Source organism: Chloracidobacterium sp. (assembly GCA_016715795.1).
In the GTDB taxonomy this organism is placed as follows: Bacteria; Acidobacteriota; Blastocatellia; order Pyrinomonadales; family Pyrinomonadaceae; genus OLB17.
The window spans coordinates 2,206,917-2,222,716 of the sequence record JADJXP010000002.1 but is presented as its reverse complement, the minus strand read 5'-3'; the positions used below and the strand labels follow the sequence as shown (position 1 = coordinate 2,222,716).

At 56.7% G+C, this 15,800-nt stretch carries 15 protein-coding genes and 1 other RNA gene; 7 read left to right on the top strand and 9 right to left on the bottom strand.

Annotated features, from left to right (window positions below):
* Positions 1-61 precede the first annotated feature (61 nt).
* The 4 genes from IPM59_15235 to IPM59_15220 all read left to right on the top strand — a co-directional run bounded on the left by IPM59_15235 (position 62) and on the right by IPM59_15220 (position 3,475).
* Positions 62-1,579: a glycosyltransferase family 39 protein gene (locus tag IPM59_15235; protein ID MBK9216920.1), complete on the top strand. Its 1,518-nt coding sequence runs from the start codon at positions 62-64 to the stop codon at positions 1,577-1,579.
* A complete protein-coding gene (locus tag IPM59_15230; GenBank protein ID MBK9216919.1) occupies positions 1,576-1,776 on the top strand; it encodes a hypothetical protein in 201 nt (66 codons plus the stop codon). The genes IPM59_15235 and IPM59_15230 overlap by 4 nt, the downstream gene beginning before the upstream one ends.
* The gene (gene def / locus IPM59_15225) at positions 1,777-2,268 is read left to right on the top strand and encodes a peptide deformylase (GenBank protein ID MBK9216918.1); all 492 of its coding nucleotides are present in this window, start codon (positions 1,777-1,779) and stop codon (positions 2,266-2,268) included.
* Positions 2,269-2,371: 103 nt separating this feature from the next.
* Positions 2,372-3,475: a hypothetical protein gene (locus tag IPM59_15220; GenBank protein MBK9216917.1), complete on the top strand. Its 1,104-nt coding sequence runs from the start codon at positions 2,372-2,374 to the stop codon at positions 3,473-3,475.
* Between the two features lie 34 nt (positions 3,476-3,509).
* Here IPM59_15220 and trmB read toward each other — a convergent pair whose 3' ends face one another.
* The 9 genes from trmB to ssrA form a co-directional block, all read right to left on the bottom strand.
* Positions 3,510-4,136 carry a tRNA (guanosine(46)-N7)-methyltransferase TrmB gene (gene trmB / locus IPM59_15215; GenBank protein MBK9216916.1) on the bottom strand — a complete coding sequence of 209 codons (627 nt, stop codon included), beginning with the start codon at positions 4,134-4,136 and terminating at the stop codon, positions 3,510-3,512.
* A gap of 3 nt (positions 4,137-4,139) precedes the next feature.
* On the bottom strand, positions 4,140-4,880 hold the full coding sequence (locus IPM59_15210; protein MBK9216915.1) for a rhomboid family intramembrane serine protease: 741 nt from the start codon (positions 4,878-4,880) through the stop codon (positions 4,140-4,142).
* A 13-nt stretch (positions 4,881-4,893) separates the two neighbouring features.
* Positions 4,894-5,646 (bottom strand): 3-oxoacyl-[acyl-carrier-protein] reductase, encoded by a 753-nt coding sequence (gene fabG, locus IPM59_15205; GenBank protein ID MBK9216914.1) that lies wholly within the window; start codon positions 5,644-5,646, stop codon positions 4,894-4,896.
* 17 nt (positions 5,647-5,663) lie between these two features.
* Positions 5,664-5,978 (bottom strand): type II toxin-antitoxin system PemK/MazF family toxin, encoded by a 315-nt coding sequence (locus IPM59_15200; GenBank protein ID MBK9216913.1) that lies wholly within the window; start codon positions 5,976-5,978, stop codon positions 5,664-5,666.
* On the bottom strand, positions 5,965-6,162 hold the full coding sequence (locus IPM59_15195; GenBank protein MBK9216912.1) for a hypothetical protein: 198 nt from the start codon (positions 6,160-6,162) through the stop codon (positions 5,965-5,967). Before IPM59_15195 ends, IPM59_15200 begins: the two co-directional genes overlap by 14 nt.
* Positions 6,163-6,201: 39 nt before the next feature.
* Positions 6,202-6,921 (bottom strand): ribonuclease PH, encoded by a 720-nt coding sequence (gene rph, locus IPM59_15190; GenBank protein ID MBK9216911.1) that lies wholly within the window; start codon positions 6,919-6,921, stop codon positions 6,202-6,204.
* An 82-nt stretch (positions 6,922-7,003) separates the two neighbouring features.
* Entirely contained in the window at positions 7,004-7,861 is an 858-nt protein-coding gene (locus IPM59_15185; GenBank protein MBK9216910.1) for a glutamate racemase, read from the bottom strand.
* Between the two features lie 45 nt (positions 7,862-7,906).
* Positions 7,907-11,386, bottom strand: a complete 3,480-nt coding sequence (locus IPM59_15180) for a VCBS repeat-containing protein (protein MBK9216909.1) — start codon at positions 11,384-11,386, stop codon at positions 7,907-7,909.
* Positions 11,387-11,489: 103 nt separating this feature from the next.
* Positions 11,490-11,865: a transfer-messenger RNA gene (gene ssrA / locus IPM59_15175) on the bottom strand.
* A 129-nt stretch (positions 11,866-11,994) separates the two neighbouring features.
* Between ssrA and IPM59_15170 the strand changes: the two genes are divergently transcribed.
* From IPM59_15170 to IPM59_15160, 3 genes are all read left to right on the top strand, one after another.
* Positions 11,995-13,398, top strand: coding sequence for a hypothetical protein (locus IPM59_15170; protein ID MBK9216908.1), 1,404 nt, complete (start codon positions 11,995-11,997; stop codon positions 13,396-13,398).
* 64 nt (positions 13,399-13,462) lie between these two features.
* Entirely contained in the window at positions 13,463-14,896 is a 1,434-nt protein-coding gene (locus IPM59_15165; GenBank protein ID MBK9216907.1) for a hypothetical protein, read from the top strand.
* An 88-nt stretch (positions 14,897-14,984) separates the two neighbouring features.
* Complete coding sequence (locus IPM59_15160) at positions 14,985-15,800, top strand: hypothetical protein (GenBank protein MBK9216906.1); 816 nt, start codon at positions 14,985-14,987, stop codon at positions 15,798-15,800.

Sequence of the window (15,800 nt, the reverse complement as noted above, 5' to 3'; positions counted from 1 at the left end):
AGGCGGCGAATTCGCCGTCTTTGACCTGACCGCACGTCCTCGATGGATTATCATTGACGAAATGCCCGACAGAACCGCGAGAGCAGGGACAGGCTCATTCCCGCTCATTCTGCTTCATTTGCTTATCGTTATTCCGCTCGCATTCTCGCTCAATATCTGGGCGGAGGAGGCGGCAACACTCTACTCGACACAGCATGGATTACTGTCAGCTATCCGGCACGCGGCAATAGACGAGAGGCAGGCGCCGCTGTATTTCTGGATCATGAGCCTGTGGAGGTCGATCGACGCATCGATCTTTTTTGCCCGCCTTTTCTCGATCATTTGCAGCGTGGCGGCCATACGTGTCTTTGCCGGAACTGCCCGGCGTATGTTCTCACGCGAAGCAACGCTCCTGGCGACAGCTTTTTTCGCCATTCATCCGGTGCTCGTATGGGCAAGCACTGAGATACGCTCCTATTCGCTTTTAGTGCTGCTGTCGGTGATCTCGGTCAGGTTCTTCCTCGACATATTTTTGGAGAGCGATGGGAGGCGAAATGCACGCTGGCTCTGGCTGGCATTCACGGCGATCGTGGCTGCCTATACGAGCTGCTATCTGCTGCTTCTGTTTGCGGGCTTCCTTGCGGCCTTTCTCGTTGCCGGCAGATGGGAGCAGGCGAGGCGATACCTGCTGATCGCAGCCGTCGCGGCGATAGCGTGCGTTCCTCTCATCTTCATCGTGAAGCCGCAGCCCGGCGGTGATGCTCGATCGGCCCTTCGTCTGATCGACGGCCTTCGGATTCTTTGGGATGGTCTTTTGACGTTTATTCTGCCAACTGAACTATTCTCATCGTCTGCGGTTACGGCGGCCTCGACCACCCGGACATGGATAGTGCTGACCGGTTTGGGAACGATAATTCTTGCCGTGATTCGACGTCGGGATTCGATCTCGCGCCTAACGGCCGCTCTCGGCCCCGTTACGGGTGTCTCAGCGGCGATGTTGCTTGGGGCATGCTTCGCCAGCGGGCCGTTTAGGGAGCCGCGTGGGGTTGTGGTGGTCCTGTTTGTTCCCGTCCTCTTCTTTGCCGCATCACTCCTGACCGACCTCTTCAATAGGACCAACGAACGGACGGCGAGACTGGCGTCGCTCGCCGCAGGTTTCGTCGTCCTTGCATCATTCTCGTACGCGCTGTTGAACCTATATCCCGCCGGTGTCAAACGCGGCGATTGGGCCCGGATCGGTGCCTTCATTCAGGAGAATGAACGTCCCGGCCAGCCGATCGTCGTTTTCCCGGCCTTTGACGCAATGGCCCTGCCATACCATTATCGAGGCCTGAATCATATATTGCCGGTAGGGAATCTCTTCGAGTTTTCGACAGGAACGTCATCGGACCCGGTGTTGAGCCGTGCAAGGGAGGCCGATAGCGTCATCACACAGATCCCGGGCGACACCGAGGAGATCTGGCTTGTCACGGGCGAGATATGCCGGACGACGCGGGACTGCGCCCCGTTGGATAATTTTGTGGCGGCAAATTACACTATAGTCATCGAAAAGGATTTTTATCTCGAGAAGCTCTTTCTCTTGCGCAGAAAAACGCCATGATCGATCCCAAAACCACAAAGAAACCACTGGCGCGATGCTCGGAATGTGACGCCGAGGTCGAGTATTACAACACATTTCTCTCAGCCTCGAATAGGCCCTACGTCGTTTGCTGGCGATGCCTTGCGCGTGAAGAAAAGGGGTTCAACGCACGGCCTGACTATCACCGTGACTCACGGTGGGGTGTTATTCCCAGATAGATGGCGGTTCGACCGATCACTGAATATCCGGCAGACGTTCTGGCCAGCCGCGGCGAGCCTGTGACCGAATTCGGCCCCGATCTGGCTGAACTGTGCCGCGATATGTTTGACACGATGTACGACGCCGAAGGCGTCGGCCTTGCCGCCCCGCAGATCGGACTGGGCCTGCGGCTTTTTGTGATGGATTGCGAGGGTGTAAAGCTGATCGCTGCAAATCCTGAGATCATAGCGGTCGAAGGCGAGCAGTCCGGCCAGGAAGGCTGCCTGTCGGTCGGGAAGGTCCCGGCGGTGGTCGTGAGGCCGTTGCGTGCAACGCTTAAGGCACAGAATGCAAACGGCGAATGGTTTGAGCGCGAGGCCGAGGGCTATGCTGCACGGGCGTTTCTGCACGAGACCGACCATTGTGACGGGCGATTGTTCATTGATCATCTTGCCAGGCTGCGGCGCGATATGGTGATAAAGCGATTCAGGAAAGAGAAGCGATGGGAATAATTGATGGCATCGGCCACGCGTAAACTTTTCATCTTAGAGCACGGATCGCCCACCTAATGGCCGATCCGGTCTTTTAGTTATTTTGGAAAATGGAGGAATCGAAATGAGAAACATATTTTTTGCGGCAGTGATGGGCTGCCTTTTGGCGTTTGGCGGTATTACGGCCGCAGCCCAATGCGACCGGAACACGGCGTCGCCGATCAGGTGCGGATTCTATGACGAAGGTTATCAGGATGGCGTTGACGATGGCCGTGCCAATCGCAGTGACGATTACCGCCGCTATCGAAACAAGTATTCGAACACCAACCAATATGAGGACTTCTATCGGCGCGGCTATTCGGCGGGCTACGATAGCGTGCGGCCGAGAGTCAGGTGGACCGGAGCACAGCGCAACGCTTACGACGCGGGCTACGAACAGGGACAGAATGACCGTCGCTATTCACGCGGTGTTGAGGGCGGCGTCAGCGGACGCTATGACGCAAGCATCGGCCTCTACTATCAGAAGGGTTATGATGACGGATTTAACAACCGTCCTCGCCAATATGATGTCCCGATCGATAACAATCCCGGCTATCCGACGCCGGGCGGATCGACGGGGACCGCATCATGGCGCGGCCGCGTAGATGATCGCGTAAACCTGGTCATTCAGGGCGCAACGCTCAGAACGCAGACGATCAGCGGTAATCCAGCAAGCGTGCACTCTCAGAATATGAACGGCGTGCTGCCGCGCAGGGCGACGACGGTCTCTGCGATCAGGCGTGACGGGCGAGGCACGGTCTCGGTTATTCAGCAGCCGAATCGGGGCAACGACTACACGGCGATCGTGCAAATATATGACCGCAATGGCGGCTCTGATACGTACGGCGTCGAGATCAGTTGGTCCGGCACCGCGCAAAACGTCGAGGAACCGTATCGCTCAGGAAGTGTCCGATGGCGCGGCCGGGTGGACCAGAGCGTGAACATCATGATCTCGGGCAGCGATGTGCAGTCGCAGGACACGGCGGGCACGGGCCTATCGAATGTCAGATTTGATATTAATGGCTACCTTGCACGGCGGCCGGGATCGGTCACGGTTCGCCGGCGCGAGGGCCGCGGCACGATGAATATCCTTCAGCAGCCGTCGTGGGAGAATGATTTCACGGCGATCGTCCAGATCTTTGATCCGAATGGCGGGGCTGACGATTACGAATTGGATATCAACTGGTAACCATTTCAAGTGGGGCCGGCCAACACGCCGGCCCTTACTTTTCCTTCTTGAAAGATCTGCGATATACAGCGAGCCCTTTGTCCAGGACGGCTCGCTCACGTTCTGTCTGAACGAGAAACGGACTCATATCGATCTCAGTCTCCTCAAATTCACCGCTTGCTCGAAACAGGTCGAATATCTCATCAGCCAAAAATTCAATATCTGTTTGGACAAAAACGCTTCCGCCCGGTGCCAGGCGACGAGCAATGGTTCGGATCATTTCGCCATTCACCATACGGCGTTTTGCGTGCTTCTTTTTGAACCACGGATCAGGGAACTGAATGGCCACCGCCTGGAGCGATCCCGTCGGGATCGCCTCGAGCAGCCGATCAAGCCAGAGCATTGCGTTGCAAAAGACGTAGTGGAGATTCTGTGATCCGGCCTCGGCAGCAAGCCTGTTGGCTTCCGTAACCAGTGCTTCCCGGATCTCGATGCCAAGATAGTTCCAACTCGGCTCGGCCTCGGCCATTCGCAGTAAGAAACGTCCACGCGCACATCCGAGGTCAAGAAAGATCGGCCTCGTCGGATCGCTAAAGACCGCCGCGAGATCAATAGGCTCAGGCGAACGGCGAAAATACGGTGCCAGCGGATTGACGTGTTGATGAACTCGGACGCGCCCCATTACCTAGATCACCCTCAGGATCAGCAGGACGCTCATCAAACAGCCCGCGAGATAGGTGCCCACTGCCGCAAGCCCGGCCATCTGCGCGAATGCACCTGCTGCGCGAGGGTCCGTATATTCGTCCGACGGGATCTGAACAAAACCATAAACGGCACCCGTGATGAGTCCGCCGATATGGCCAAAATTATCGATCACTCGAAACAGGACAAGGCCGAAAATGACGATAAAACCGATATTGATCAGCAGGCTCTTTCGAAACTCCGCGGAAATAAATCTCCTGCGGCGAAACGCATAAACAAGCAAATAGCTGACCAGTCCGACAATGCCGCCTGACGCTCCGACCGAAAGGCCGTCAGGAACGAAGACGAGGCTCAGGATGCCGCCGCCGATCGCCGACAATAGAAAAACTATGGCCAGATGGGCGCGATTTGACAGCATCTCGACGATCTTGCCAAAACTGTAGAAGGCGTAGCAGTTCATCGCGACGTGCATCACGCCGCCGTGAACCGTAGCCCCGGTGAGGATACGCCAGTATTCATGGCCGATAAGAAACGCAGGCTTATCAAATCCGGCCGCCATTATCGACGGCTCAAGTCCCGCGATGAACTGAACGGCCGCCACGCCCAGGATCGCGACGATCAGCACCGTCGTGTAGATCGGCGTCGGCTGGTAGATCTCCGCAAATTCTTCGTTGATCGGCTCGTCGGGCCGGGGCTGTTCCTCTTGCTGATATGTGAAAGACATCGCGTGCGGGCGTTTACATAGCCAGGCCGCCGTCGGCTTGCACGACCTGGCCCGTGATATACGACGCCGAAGGCGAGAAAAGGAAGCAGGCTATCTCAGCCACTTCCTGCACATTGCCGAGCCGCCCGAGCGGGATCATCGTCAGATATTTTTCGCGGTAATCCTCGTTCATCTCCGCCGCCATGTCGGTCTCGATCAGGCCGAGTGCGAGTGCGTTGACGGTGATCTTGCGGCTGGCAACCTCTTTGGCAAGCGATTTTGTCAGCCCGATCATGCCGGCCTTTGAAGCCGAATAATTCGATTGTCCGAGCATGCCGACAACGCCCGAGATCGAGGTGATGTTCAGGATGGAGCCGCCATCCTCGTTGCGCATCATTGGCCGTATAGCAGCCTTTGAGAAATTCCACGCGCCTTTGAGATTTGTATCAATGACCGCATCCCAATCGTCCTCTTTCATCCTGAGAATGAGCTGGTCCCGCGTGATGCCGGCGTTATTGACGAGAAAGTCAACGGTGCCAAACGCTTCTTTCACCTGCCCGACAAACTCCGCCGCGGCCTCTGTATTCGCAACATCACACTGAGCCGCGAGCGCCTGAACGCCTAGCTTCTCAACCTCGGCCTTCAACGCCTCAGCCTCGTCTTCGCTCTTTGAATAATTGAACGCAACATTCGCCCCGCGACGCGCCAATTCCAACACGATCGCCTTCCCGATCCCGCGCGTACCGCCCGTTACAATCGCCGCTTTGCCTTCAAAGTTCTTCGTCACTAAACCCTCCGATGATGTTACAACCCTAGCCAAAACCTGACCCTATCTTCGACCTCGGTCATTTGCGACGGGATCAACGAACCTAGCTTTCTAATGAGCTTTGCGTGCGGGATCGTTACGAGGTTCTGTACGTCAAACGCACCTGCGCGGAGATAGCGGACCCGTAATTTCACCTCAAAGCGAGAACCCCTTGTGCTGGTCGTATGTGGAACAAGAGTAGCTAAGGCACGGTCAACGACTTCGGCAGCAACGCTTAGCACCAAACAGGGGCGGACTTTTGCTGCATAGCCGAGATCCACCAACCAAACCTCCCCGCGTTCAGGTTCCGGCATCCTCAGCCTCTTGTTTGTCTAGTTCAAGGAATAATTCCTCTGCCTGGAGGACCATTTCATCGTCGGAAAGGGTCGGAGTATCAACCTCGAGCGAACGCTGAAGAATAACCCTTGTGACCTCCTTTTGATCGCTAAGCGGAAGGTGGTCGAACGTCGCGAGTATCTCTTGGACCGTTTCTGTCATACGTTGATTTTATGCTTTGACCGCGGGTTTCTCAATAGTTTATCCATGCAGCGCGTAGCGCTGTATCGTGAACAACTCGTGTATCCCCTTTTCGGCGAGCACCAGCATTGCGTCCATTTGGTCGCGTGAGAAGGGCTCACGTTCGGCGGTGCCTTGCAGCTCGATGAATTTGCCCTCGCCAGTGCAGACGATGTTCATATCGACCTCGGCCTCGCTGTCTTCGGCGTAGGCGAGATCGAGTATCGGGGTGCCTTCGATGATGCCGACGCTGACGGCTGCGACTTCGCTGAGGATCGGATTTGTCTTGATGACACCGGTTTTTACGAGCTTTCGGCAGGCTAGTGCGAGCGCGACATATGCTCCCGTGATCGAAGCGCATCGCGTGCTGCCGTCAGCCTGAATGACATCACAATCAAGATATATTTGCCGCTCGCCGAGTACTTTAGTATCAACAATGGCCCGCATGCTGCGGCCTATGAGGCGTTGGATCTCGGCCGTCCGGCCCGAAGGTTTCTGCGTCTCGCGCTGCGTGCGAGTATTCGTCGCGCGTGGAAGCATCGCGTACTCTGCCGTCACCCAGCCGAGGCCCTTGTTTCGCATAAACATCGGCACTCGGTCCTCGACCGATGCCGTGCAGATCACTTTCGTCCCGCCTACCTCGATCAGAGCCGATCCCTCGGCATAGGGCGAGATGTTCGGCGTGATCTTTGTCGCGCGGATCTGGTCGTGTGTCCTTTTGTCGATTCTCTCGTAAGTCATCTAGTGCAAACAGGATTTACAGGATGAAGAGGATAAACAGAACAGGAAATTTCTTATATCCCGTTTATCCTGTATATCCTGTTTAATTCTCTAACTGATCCACGCCGTAAACCTCGATCGCTTCGAGTTTTGACGGCTTGACGCCCAGAAAACGTTCTGCCACGCGGCCGAACCTGTCGGCAGCGTCGGTCACGTAAAAATGATCAAGGTCGTCGCAGAGCGTCCGGTGGCCGGCGACCTCATTCGTGTTCGTCAAGCCTTTCTCGTGCAACAGCGCCGCGACCTCGTCGGCCGTTGCCTCGCCCGAATCTACAAGGATAACATCCTCACCGACCGTCTGCTGTATAACCTCTCTGAGTATTGGATAATGCGTGCACCCGAGCACGAGCGCGTCCGGGGCGAATTGTTTCATTCCTGCGAGATACTTTGCGGCGATCGAAGATGTCTCAGGTTCGCGTGTCCAGTTTTCCTCGGCTAGCGGGACGAACAGTGGGCAGCCGGCTTGCAGGACCTCAGCAGTTTCCGATACACGCCGGATCGCTTCGAGATAGGCTTCGCTCGCAACTGTGGCCTCGGTCGCGATCACACCGATACGCGGGCTTTCTTTGTCCCGGGTCATCTCGACCGCCCGTCGCCCGCCCGGCCCGATCACGCCGACCACATCGAGGCCGATCCTTTCGCGGATTGCCGGCAAGGCAAGGGCTGATGCCGTGTTGCACGCAACCACGAGCATCTTGATGCCCCGCGAAGCGAGAAATTGGGAATTCTCTAACGCATACCGCTCGACGGTCGCCAGCGATTTCGTCCCATACGGCACTCGGGCCGTATCGCCGAGATAAACAAAATGCTCATTCGGCAGCCGGTCGTGCAACGCGCGGTAAACCGTCAGCCCGCCCACGCCGCTGTCAAAAATACCGATCGGAAGCTCGTTCTGAGTCACCTGTCAAGGATAACTCAAAATTCGCAAACGCTCATTTGAGCACTGCTAGTTCTGAAACCTCGGCACCGGAATATCGCCGTTCTGTCCCCATTGGATCGCAAAGAAGCCCGCCGTGCTCCGCAGGATGTACCAAATTCCCGTCGAAGGCCGCCAGACGGCAATATCGGTCTTCCCATCACCATCAAAATCACCGTTAACGGGCACATCGCCGTTGGCTCCCCACTGAAAGGCCGTAAACCCGGCCGCGCTCTGGTTCAGATACCAAACCCCAGTCGATGGCCGCCATACAGCGATATCAGCGATCCCGTCACCGTCGAAATCACCCGGCGTTGGGATGTCACCCGCAAGTCCAAAATGATGAAAGATCGCATCGCAGCCAATGCACGGGTTAATCGCCCACAGGCCGTCGCGATAGATCGCCGGATCGGTCCGGCCGTCGCCGTTATAATCGGCCGGAACCAGCTTATCCGTGGCCAGGCCAAAATTCAGAACTACTCCCGAATTGTTAAATGGATTCCTGATATACCAATTCCCCTCGCTTGGCCGAAAGACAGCCTGCTGATTAGATCCGATATCCAAGAAATCGCCCACGACCGGGATGTCTGTCGGAGCACCCCACTGCACAGCGTCAAAATTGGTCGCCGGATCGCCAGTGACCAGCGAGTTGTACCAAGTGCCATTCGAGGGGCGAAAAACCGCGAAGTCCGACACATTGTCGCGCTGATAATCGCCCGGCACGATCACATCGTTACCAAGCCCGAACTGCTGCGCACGAATCGAACTGTCCGAGCTGTTGAGGATGTACCAAAAACTCGGCCCATTGGCACCTGCGGGGCGAAAGACGGATATATCTGTTTTCCCATCGTTGTCGGAATCCGCCACAGGGTCCGGAACCGGGACCGGGTCCGAAAACTCGGAGGTATCTCCCACAAACGTCGCCGGAGCGGTCACGGTAGCAAGCGTAGTTATCGCATCAAATGTGCCTATCAATCCGGCGTCAGCTTCGGTAAACGTTTGGTCGATCGCAGCATTTCCGTTGCCGTCGGTAGTCACGCCGACTCTTATCCCAAGTTCTATCACCGTGCCGTCGAGAACATGCTCGGTTACCTCCGTTATTTTCAAGCCGGATAAGGCGACGTCAACTTGGGCACCAGGAAAACTGTGATAACTGCCGGTAAGGTGATAATCGCCGTTTTCCACCTTAGAGAGCTTCACGTTTGAGGCAAAGTTCTGTGTCCGGTTGGCGCCCCCGTCTGCGTCCAAAGCGTCGTTGATGTCACGGCCATTATTGTTCAGGTCAATGAACGGAGAACCGATTGAACTAGGGAGACCCTCTAGGATCCTGAGGGACTCTAGAAGATTGTTCGTACCCGCTGCGATAATGATCGGAGATGAACTGGTTCCCGCAATATCGAGATTCGCGAAGGTATTGCCGGTTCCGTTGTCGTTATTGATCGCGGAACTAGCGCCAGGCGTAGTATTCGAGTCGGGGTCGTTAGCGGTCCTGTTTATTCTGACACCATTCACATGGTTATCGCTCGCTCCGTTTTGAAAGTAATGCCCACTTGTATCGTGTTCCTGACCTTCGGTTGGACATTCACAGGTACTGTTTGACGTCTGCGTATCCCCAACCATTATGTGACCGCTTGAGTAGGGGAACGGCCGTTCAAAGAAAATGGTACCGTATCCTCTTGCCGATCCCGGAAAGGCAGAGGCTTGCACGTCCGTAGCCTCAAGGACGATCTCGCCCGCGATAGATGTATGGACCCTGCCTGGACTTGGCCCCCCCATTTGGCCCGTCCGACAGTTCTTCCAGGAATATACGCCTGTTTGGTCGTCAAATTTGATGTAGTCGAACGACGTCTCGTCCTGGATGCAGTGAATGGCATTAGGGGAATCCGGTGGTGACCGAAGCGCCGCCGAACGAGCGGGCGTTCCCGCTCTTCCAATCGTGTTCTGGCTCGACCCTACTATCCAGATCGCGCCCGGAAAGTTCACCCCGAGCAATGCATCTGTGCCGGCTGCGTTGAGGCCAATGTAATTGTAATCAACCGTGTTCCGGCCTATCGGGTTGGTGGTGCCGAGGATCCTGACGCCCGGGCCGCCCGAGGGGACGATGAGGTTACAGCCGCCGGTGCAGGCACCGCCGAAGGTCGTGCCCTCACCTGTGCCGATCGTGTTGTCGGTGCCGGTCACGAGGATGCCGCTTGGGATGTTTCCGAGCACCTGCGTTCCTGTGGTGTCCGAGCCGATGTAGTTTCCATGAACGGTGTTGTTGGGTCCATCGAGGACGATGCCGCCCTCGGTATTCTCGAGGCCGCCGGTCGTACCTGAGATCACGTTGCGGCCCGCCGCCGTGCCGTTTCCGATGGTGGTATTAGAGGCACCACCCGTGACCGTCACGCCCCGCACATTGATGATGGCGGCGGTGCCCGCGACATTTGTACCGATAAAGTTGCCGACTACATTGTTACCGGTTGCCGCGGCACCGGTAATGTAAACGCCTCCGTTGGTCCTGTTGCCGGAGATGACGTTGCAGGCACCGGTACAGGAACCGCCCGGCGTGGTGCCGACGGTGCCGCCAACCGTGTTGTCAGGAGCACCGTCGATCCTGACGCCGTTATGGCGATTGCCGTTCGTGCCGATCGCTCCGTCGGCGGTCCCGGCGATGTTCGTGCCGATGTAATTGCCCTGAACGGTGTTCCCGGTCGCGCCGGCACCCGTGATAAAGACGTTTCCCCTGAACAGATTCGACGGCGTTGTCGAACCGCCTCCGTTGTTCGAGATGATGTTGCGTTCGCCCACGGTCGTGCCGCCGATGCGGTTGTTCGGGGAGCCTTCGATCGCCACGCCGACCGTTGTATTCCGGCCGTCCCCGCCGTCAGAGAATAGTCCTATAAAGTTCCCCGTAACGATATTCCCCGATGCCGCTGCTCCGATGATGCGGACACCGTAACCATTGCTGCCGATATTGTTGCTCGCCGCGGCGGTCGTTCCGCCGATCTGATTGTTTGGAGAATTATTGATAAACACTCCGGCCGTCAGGCCTGTCAGCCGACAGCCGATCACCGTGTTCCCACCGCCCGTTTCGAGGATCACGCCCGGACCGCCGGTCACCAAGATCGACCTGACCGTCGAACCGCCGCCGGTGATCTTTATCCCGAAACCCTGCACCTCGACCAATGGAATGCCCGCGAATCCCGGCTGCGTCGTCCCGTCGATCAGCACCGGTCCGGTAATATCGGGCAGGTCCGTCAAAAGATTGATCGAGACCGGCCCGCTGCCGACCGAGAACGCGATCGTGTCGGTTCCCGCCGCCCCATTCGCATCGATGATCGCCTGCCGGAGAGATCCCGCACCTTCGTCAGCGTTCGTGGTAACGGTGAATGTCTGCAGTGACTCGTCTAACGCAGGCAAGGCGGGATCCGAATTGCCCGGCCTTGGCAGCCAAGCCGCAGCCAGCAAGAGAATAATCGGCAAGAGCCCCCGAATGGCAACGCCAAACGCCGAAACCACGTTCTTCATAGCAGGTCCTCCCGTCGCGTCTAATTTGTAGGGTAATTGCCAGTATAGACCGATTAAATGAAAAACGCCACAGGCGAGCCGGCGGCGTTTCGAGAAGGTTAATTGGTGGAGGCGGCGGGAATCGAACCCGCATCCAAAGGTTGCGACCAGTGAAATCTACACGTTTAGTTCGTTCACTTAAGTTTCGCCGCTTATGAGCAGATGAACGAACAAGACCTCATCTGCGGCTAACCTGACTAAATTTAAGGCACCGTTCGCAGGCGGTGAACGGGCCCGAGCCTCTACTGTGTTATGCCTCGGCCGGTCGCAAGAGACGCAACTTCCGGCGAGACATCGCTTGACCTAGTTTAATTAGGCAGCGAGAGCTAATTCTTGATTAGCATTTGTTTCGCATCAAGTGTTTTTAACGAGCTCACCTGTGCAAAGCCCGACGTGCATTCAAAGATCTATACAAGCCCCTGTCGAAGCCTGTCGCCCCCACGCGGGAAGGTCAGTATACGATATTTTGATGAAGATGGGAAGGATCACGTTGACATCAGATGCCCTTGACTCGCGTGATATAATTATCAGACAGGTTCTAGCCTAATGGATTCGGAGGTTACTCGAATATGAATGGCAACACCGGCGTATTGGTGGCACTTTTTGTTCTGCTGACCATCGGCTTCGGCGGAACCGTCTTCGGCCAAAATAAGGGCACGGTGATCACCGTCAACGACATCGGCGATTCTCACGACGCCGCACCCGGCGACGGTCTATGTCGCGACGCAATCGGCAAATGCACACTGCGTGCTGCCCTCGAGGAAGCGAATGCGACGACGGCGACCGACGCTATTATCTTTGACGTACCAGTTCCAGCCGTTATCACATTAACAATTGGCGAATTGCTGGTCACGAACCAGATTGGCATCTTCGGGCGCGGTGCGCGACGGCTGTCCATAATGCGGGACACAACGCCGAATTTCCCGAGCTTTCGCATCTTCAATCTCGCAGCACCCACCTTTCTGAGGGGCATGACGATCGCGAATGGGCATTCGTTCACCAACGGTGGCGGCATCCTCGCCTCGAAAAGAGTTGATCTCAAGGATCTCGCCATCAGCGGAAACCGGGCAGAATTCGGGGCCGGTATCGCTTTCCAAGGCGACGGCATATCGATGACCACGACGATCGTCGAGAGGTGCCTGCTGAACGGGAACACCGCGACCGGACAAGGCGGCGGGATTTTTGTTGGCTCGGGCATGGGCGTCACTATCATGAGTGCAGCCGTAACGAATAACTCCGCGCAGATCGGCGGCGGCCTCGCAAATCTCGGGACGATCGCCATGGCGAACAACACGATCTCAGGGAATCACGCCACGGCGGGCGCTAGCGGCATCAAGAATCACACCGGCGGTACCGTGTACCCGATAAATACGATATTTGGACGCGACACCGGGCAATCCGTGCCGCTGGTCGAAGGCGAGTTTGATTCGATGGGTGACAATCTTGTGACAAACACCTCTGGCAGCGGTGGATGGACGTCGTCGGACATAACGAGTCCCAACAACTCGCTCGATCCGATGCTTGCCCCACTCGCGAACAATGGCGGACAGCTTGACTCGATAGCTCTGATGCCCGGCAGTCCCGCGATCGAGGCCGGTCACCCGTGCGTGACGACCGGAGGATCCGGTTGCGGATCGATGGGATACTATTTTGACCTTTATTACGACCAGCGCGGAGCCAAGCGAGGGGCCGGTTTGAACGTTGATATCGGTTCGTACGAATTTGGCTCCGGGCCCAACACCGCTGTGGCCTCACCGCGCTTCTATGGCCAGTCGCCCGCGAGTTTGGCATATTCACGCGTTATCGTGACGGATGTCGAGACTCTTGAGGAGCGAAGCTTCTTTGTGGTTCCCGGCCTTGGTACCGCCCCCATTCCGATGGATGAGGGTAGCCATTACCTGATCGACGTCCGCACAAAACGCAATATCGGTTATTCCATCTTTCGGTCGCTAAATTGGAACCATACCTATTGACCAAGCCTTCCGCCGTTGGGGCCTTGTGTCGCTCTTTGAGTTGCGACCATCGATTCGCGATGCGATGCGATCAACCATTATCGGAATGCCGCATCAAACGACCGTAATGAAGGTCATATATCTGCTCAGGCTCGGGTTAGCCGTCCTCGGATTCTGCTGCTCGTCGGCCGCCGCTCAGGACGTTACCGGCCTGCTGTTGATCGTCAACAATTCCGGCGATACACATGATGTGCAGCCGGGCGACCGTAGTTGCGCGGATACGGGCGGGCAGTGCTCTTTGCGCGCGGCGATCGAAGAAGCGAATGCCGGCACGACCCGCGACGCGATCATTTTTGACCTCGGGCCGACGGCCGTGATCGATCTGACGCTTGGCGAGCTGAGCCTGACGCAGAACCTCGACATCGTAGGTCCCGGAGCGAGGCGGCTGACGGTGCGGCGAGCTGCGGGAGCGCCGAATTTTCGAATCTTTCACATTCCGCAGGCACCGGTGTCGGTCAATATTCGAGGGCTTACGATCCAGAATGGCAACGGCCTTTTTGGCGGCGGCATTTTTGTCGAGACCAATGGCGTGCTGGGGCTGTATGATGCGCGCGTGACGGGCAATACGGGCATGGGCGGCGGCGTCTTTTCTTCGGGCAGAACGAGCATTTATCGCTGCCTGATCGATTCGAATATCGGCAGCCCCATCGGCGGCGGGATTGTAAACAGCGGCAGCGGCCACGAAATGACGATCGCCAACTCAACGATCACCGGCAACACTGCCCCGGCCGCCGGAGCGATCTACAACGAAGGCATCCTGATGCTCGCCAATAACACGTTTGTCGAAAACACCGGCACGCAGGCAGTCAACAGCATCCAGAACGTCGGCCAGGGCGCGGTCCGCGTAATCAACACCATCATCGGCCGCGATTCGGCGCTCGGCAACAGCCTGCAAGGGGCATTCGTGTCGGGCGGGAATAATATCGTCACTGCCGCCAATGGCAGCACGGGCTTTGTCAATGGCGTGAACGGCGATCAGGTCAGCAACAACGATATCATTGATCCAATGCTCGGCCCGCTCTCAGACAACGGCGGCCAGACGGACACGTTCGCACCGCTCACGGGCAGCCCGGCGATCCTTAACGGCAACGCCTGTGTTAGGACCGCAGAGTGTCCGACGCTTCCCGGAGTCCCGATACCAAACGGCCGACTCGACCAGCGCCGATTTCGCCGAAATCCGTTCAATGCAAATATCGATGTGGGTGCCCACGACACGAATGCGTCAAGCGGCACCGCCGTCGGCAGTTTTGTGCTGAGTGGCTTTGTCACCGGTCCGAAAAGCCGCTTCGCCGGCGCCATTGTCGAACTGATCCACCCGACAACTCTCGAACGCCGTTATGCACATGTTCGCCTCAACGGCGACATCTCATTCTCGAACCTGCCAGGTGACCTTTTTGTGATAAATATCCTCTCCAAACGCTCAGGCGTGGCCACGCCGCTCATCCTCGATATCAATTGAAAGTGGCCTTTACGCTCTATTGCGTTAGAGCACCAAACTGGCTTATACTCGCTCGGAAATATCCATTCAATCGGGGAACTTCATAACAATGAAATTGACGATCACGCGCGTATTCGCGGCTATAGCTTTTTTCACGTTTGCAGGTGTCGGAATGGCCGCAGGCCAGCCGGCAACAACTCCGAAACCGCCGGCCAAACATCCGCTCGATAAGGGCGATTTCAAGGTAGGCTTTTCCCCAAAGACCAAGGCGAAGGATCCGAAAAAGGACATGCCCAAGGAGGTCAAGGATGTGTTTCGGGGCATCGTCGACGAATTGAATGGCCTGCTCGCTATGCCAAAGGACGTCTATATCAACATGGATGCCTGTGGCGAGCCGAATGCGTTTTACAGCCCAAGCACGTCAGAGATCACCTTTTGCTACGAGCTGCTCGAACAATACGAGGCCGAATTCAAAACGATCGAAGAGAACCAGGAGAAGGTTGACTCGATGGTCGAGGACACGCTGGTGCAGACGCTCTTTCACGAGCTCGGCCATTGCCTGATCGACGTATGGGAGCTGCCCGCGACCGGCCGAGAAGAAGACGCTGTCGATCAGCTAGCGACGATCCTAATGCTTGACGGCTCCGACGAAGGCACGCAGAGCACGATCAACGCTGCCCTTGAATTCGAGATCGCCAGCCGCGACCAGGACCCAAATGATATGGTCTATTGGGACGAACATTCATTCAGCAAAACGCGATTCTACGACATGATATGCCTCGTTTACGGCAGTAACGAAAAGAAAAATGCGTGGATGGTCAAGCCGGATATCCTGCCGGCGGACCGTGCCGTCCGTTGCGGCGAGGAACACAAGCGTGCCGAGCGATCATGGCTCAAGCTGCTCGAACCTTACATTAAGAAATAA

Excerpts from the sequence above, each read along its gene's own strand:
- IPM59_15235 (MBK9216920.1), top strand. The coding sequence starts at position 62 with ATGCCCGACAGAACCGCGAGAGCAGGGACAGGCTCATTCCCGCTCATT.
- IPM59_15230 (MBK9216919.1), top strand. The coding sequence starts at position 1,576 with ATGATCGATCCCAAAACCACAAAGAAACCACTGGCGCGATGCTCGGAA.
- IPM59_15170 (MBK9216908.1), top strand. The coding sequence starts at position 11,995 with ATGAATGGCAACACCGGCGTATTGGTGGCACTTTTTGTTCTGCTGACC.
- IPM59_15165 (MBK9216907.1), top strand. The coding sequence starts at position 13,463 with ATGCGATCAACCATTATCGGAATGCCGCATCAAACGACCGTAATGAAG.
- def (MBK9216918.1), top strand. The coding sequence starts at position 1,777 with ATGGCGGTTCGACCGATCACTGAATATCCGGCAGACGTTCTGGCCAGC.
- IPM59_15210 (MBK9216915.1), bottom strand. The coding sequence starts at position 4,880 with ATGTCTTTCACATATCAGCAAGAGGAACAGCCCCGGCCCGACGAGCCG.
- IPM59_15180 (MBK9216909.1), bottom strand. The coding sequence starts at position 11,386 with ATGAAGAACGTGGTTTCGGCGTTTGGCGTTGCCATTCGGGGGCTCTTG.
- IPM59_15160 (MBK9216906.1), top strand. The coding sequence starts at position 14,985 with ATGAAATTGACGATCACGCGCGTATTCGCGGCTATAGCTTTTTTCACG.
- IPM59_15200 (MBK9216913.1), bottom strand. The coding sequence starts at position 5,978 with ATGCCGGAACCTGAACGCGGGGAGGTTTGGTTGGTGGATCTCGGCTAT.
- trmB (MBK9216916.1), bottom strand. The coding sequence starts at position 4,136 with ATGGGGCGCGTCCGAGTTCATCAACACGTCAATCCGCTGGCACCGTAT.
- IPM59_15220 (MBK9216917.1), top strand. The coding sequence starts at position 2,372 with ATGAGAAACATATTTTTTGCGGCAGTGATGGGCTGCCTTTTGGCGTTT.
- IPM59_15195 (MBK9216912.1), bottom strand. The coding sequence starts at position 6,162 with ATGACAGAAACGGTCCAAGAGATACTCGCGACGTTCGACCACCTTCCG.
- rph (MBK9216911.1), bottom strand. The coding sequence starts at position 6,921 with ATGACTTACGAGAGAATCGACAAAAGGACACACGACCAGATCCGCGCG.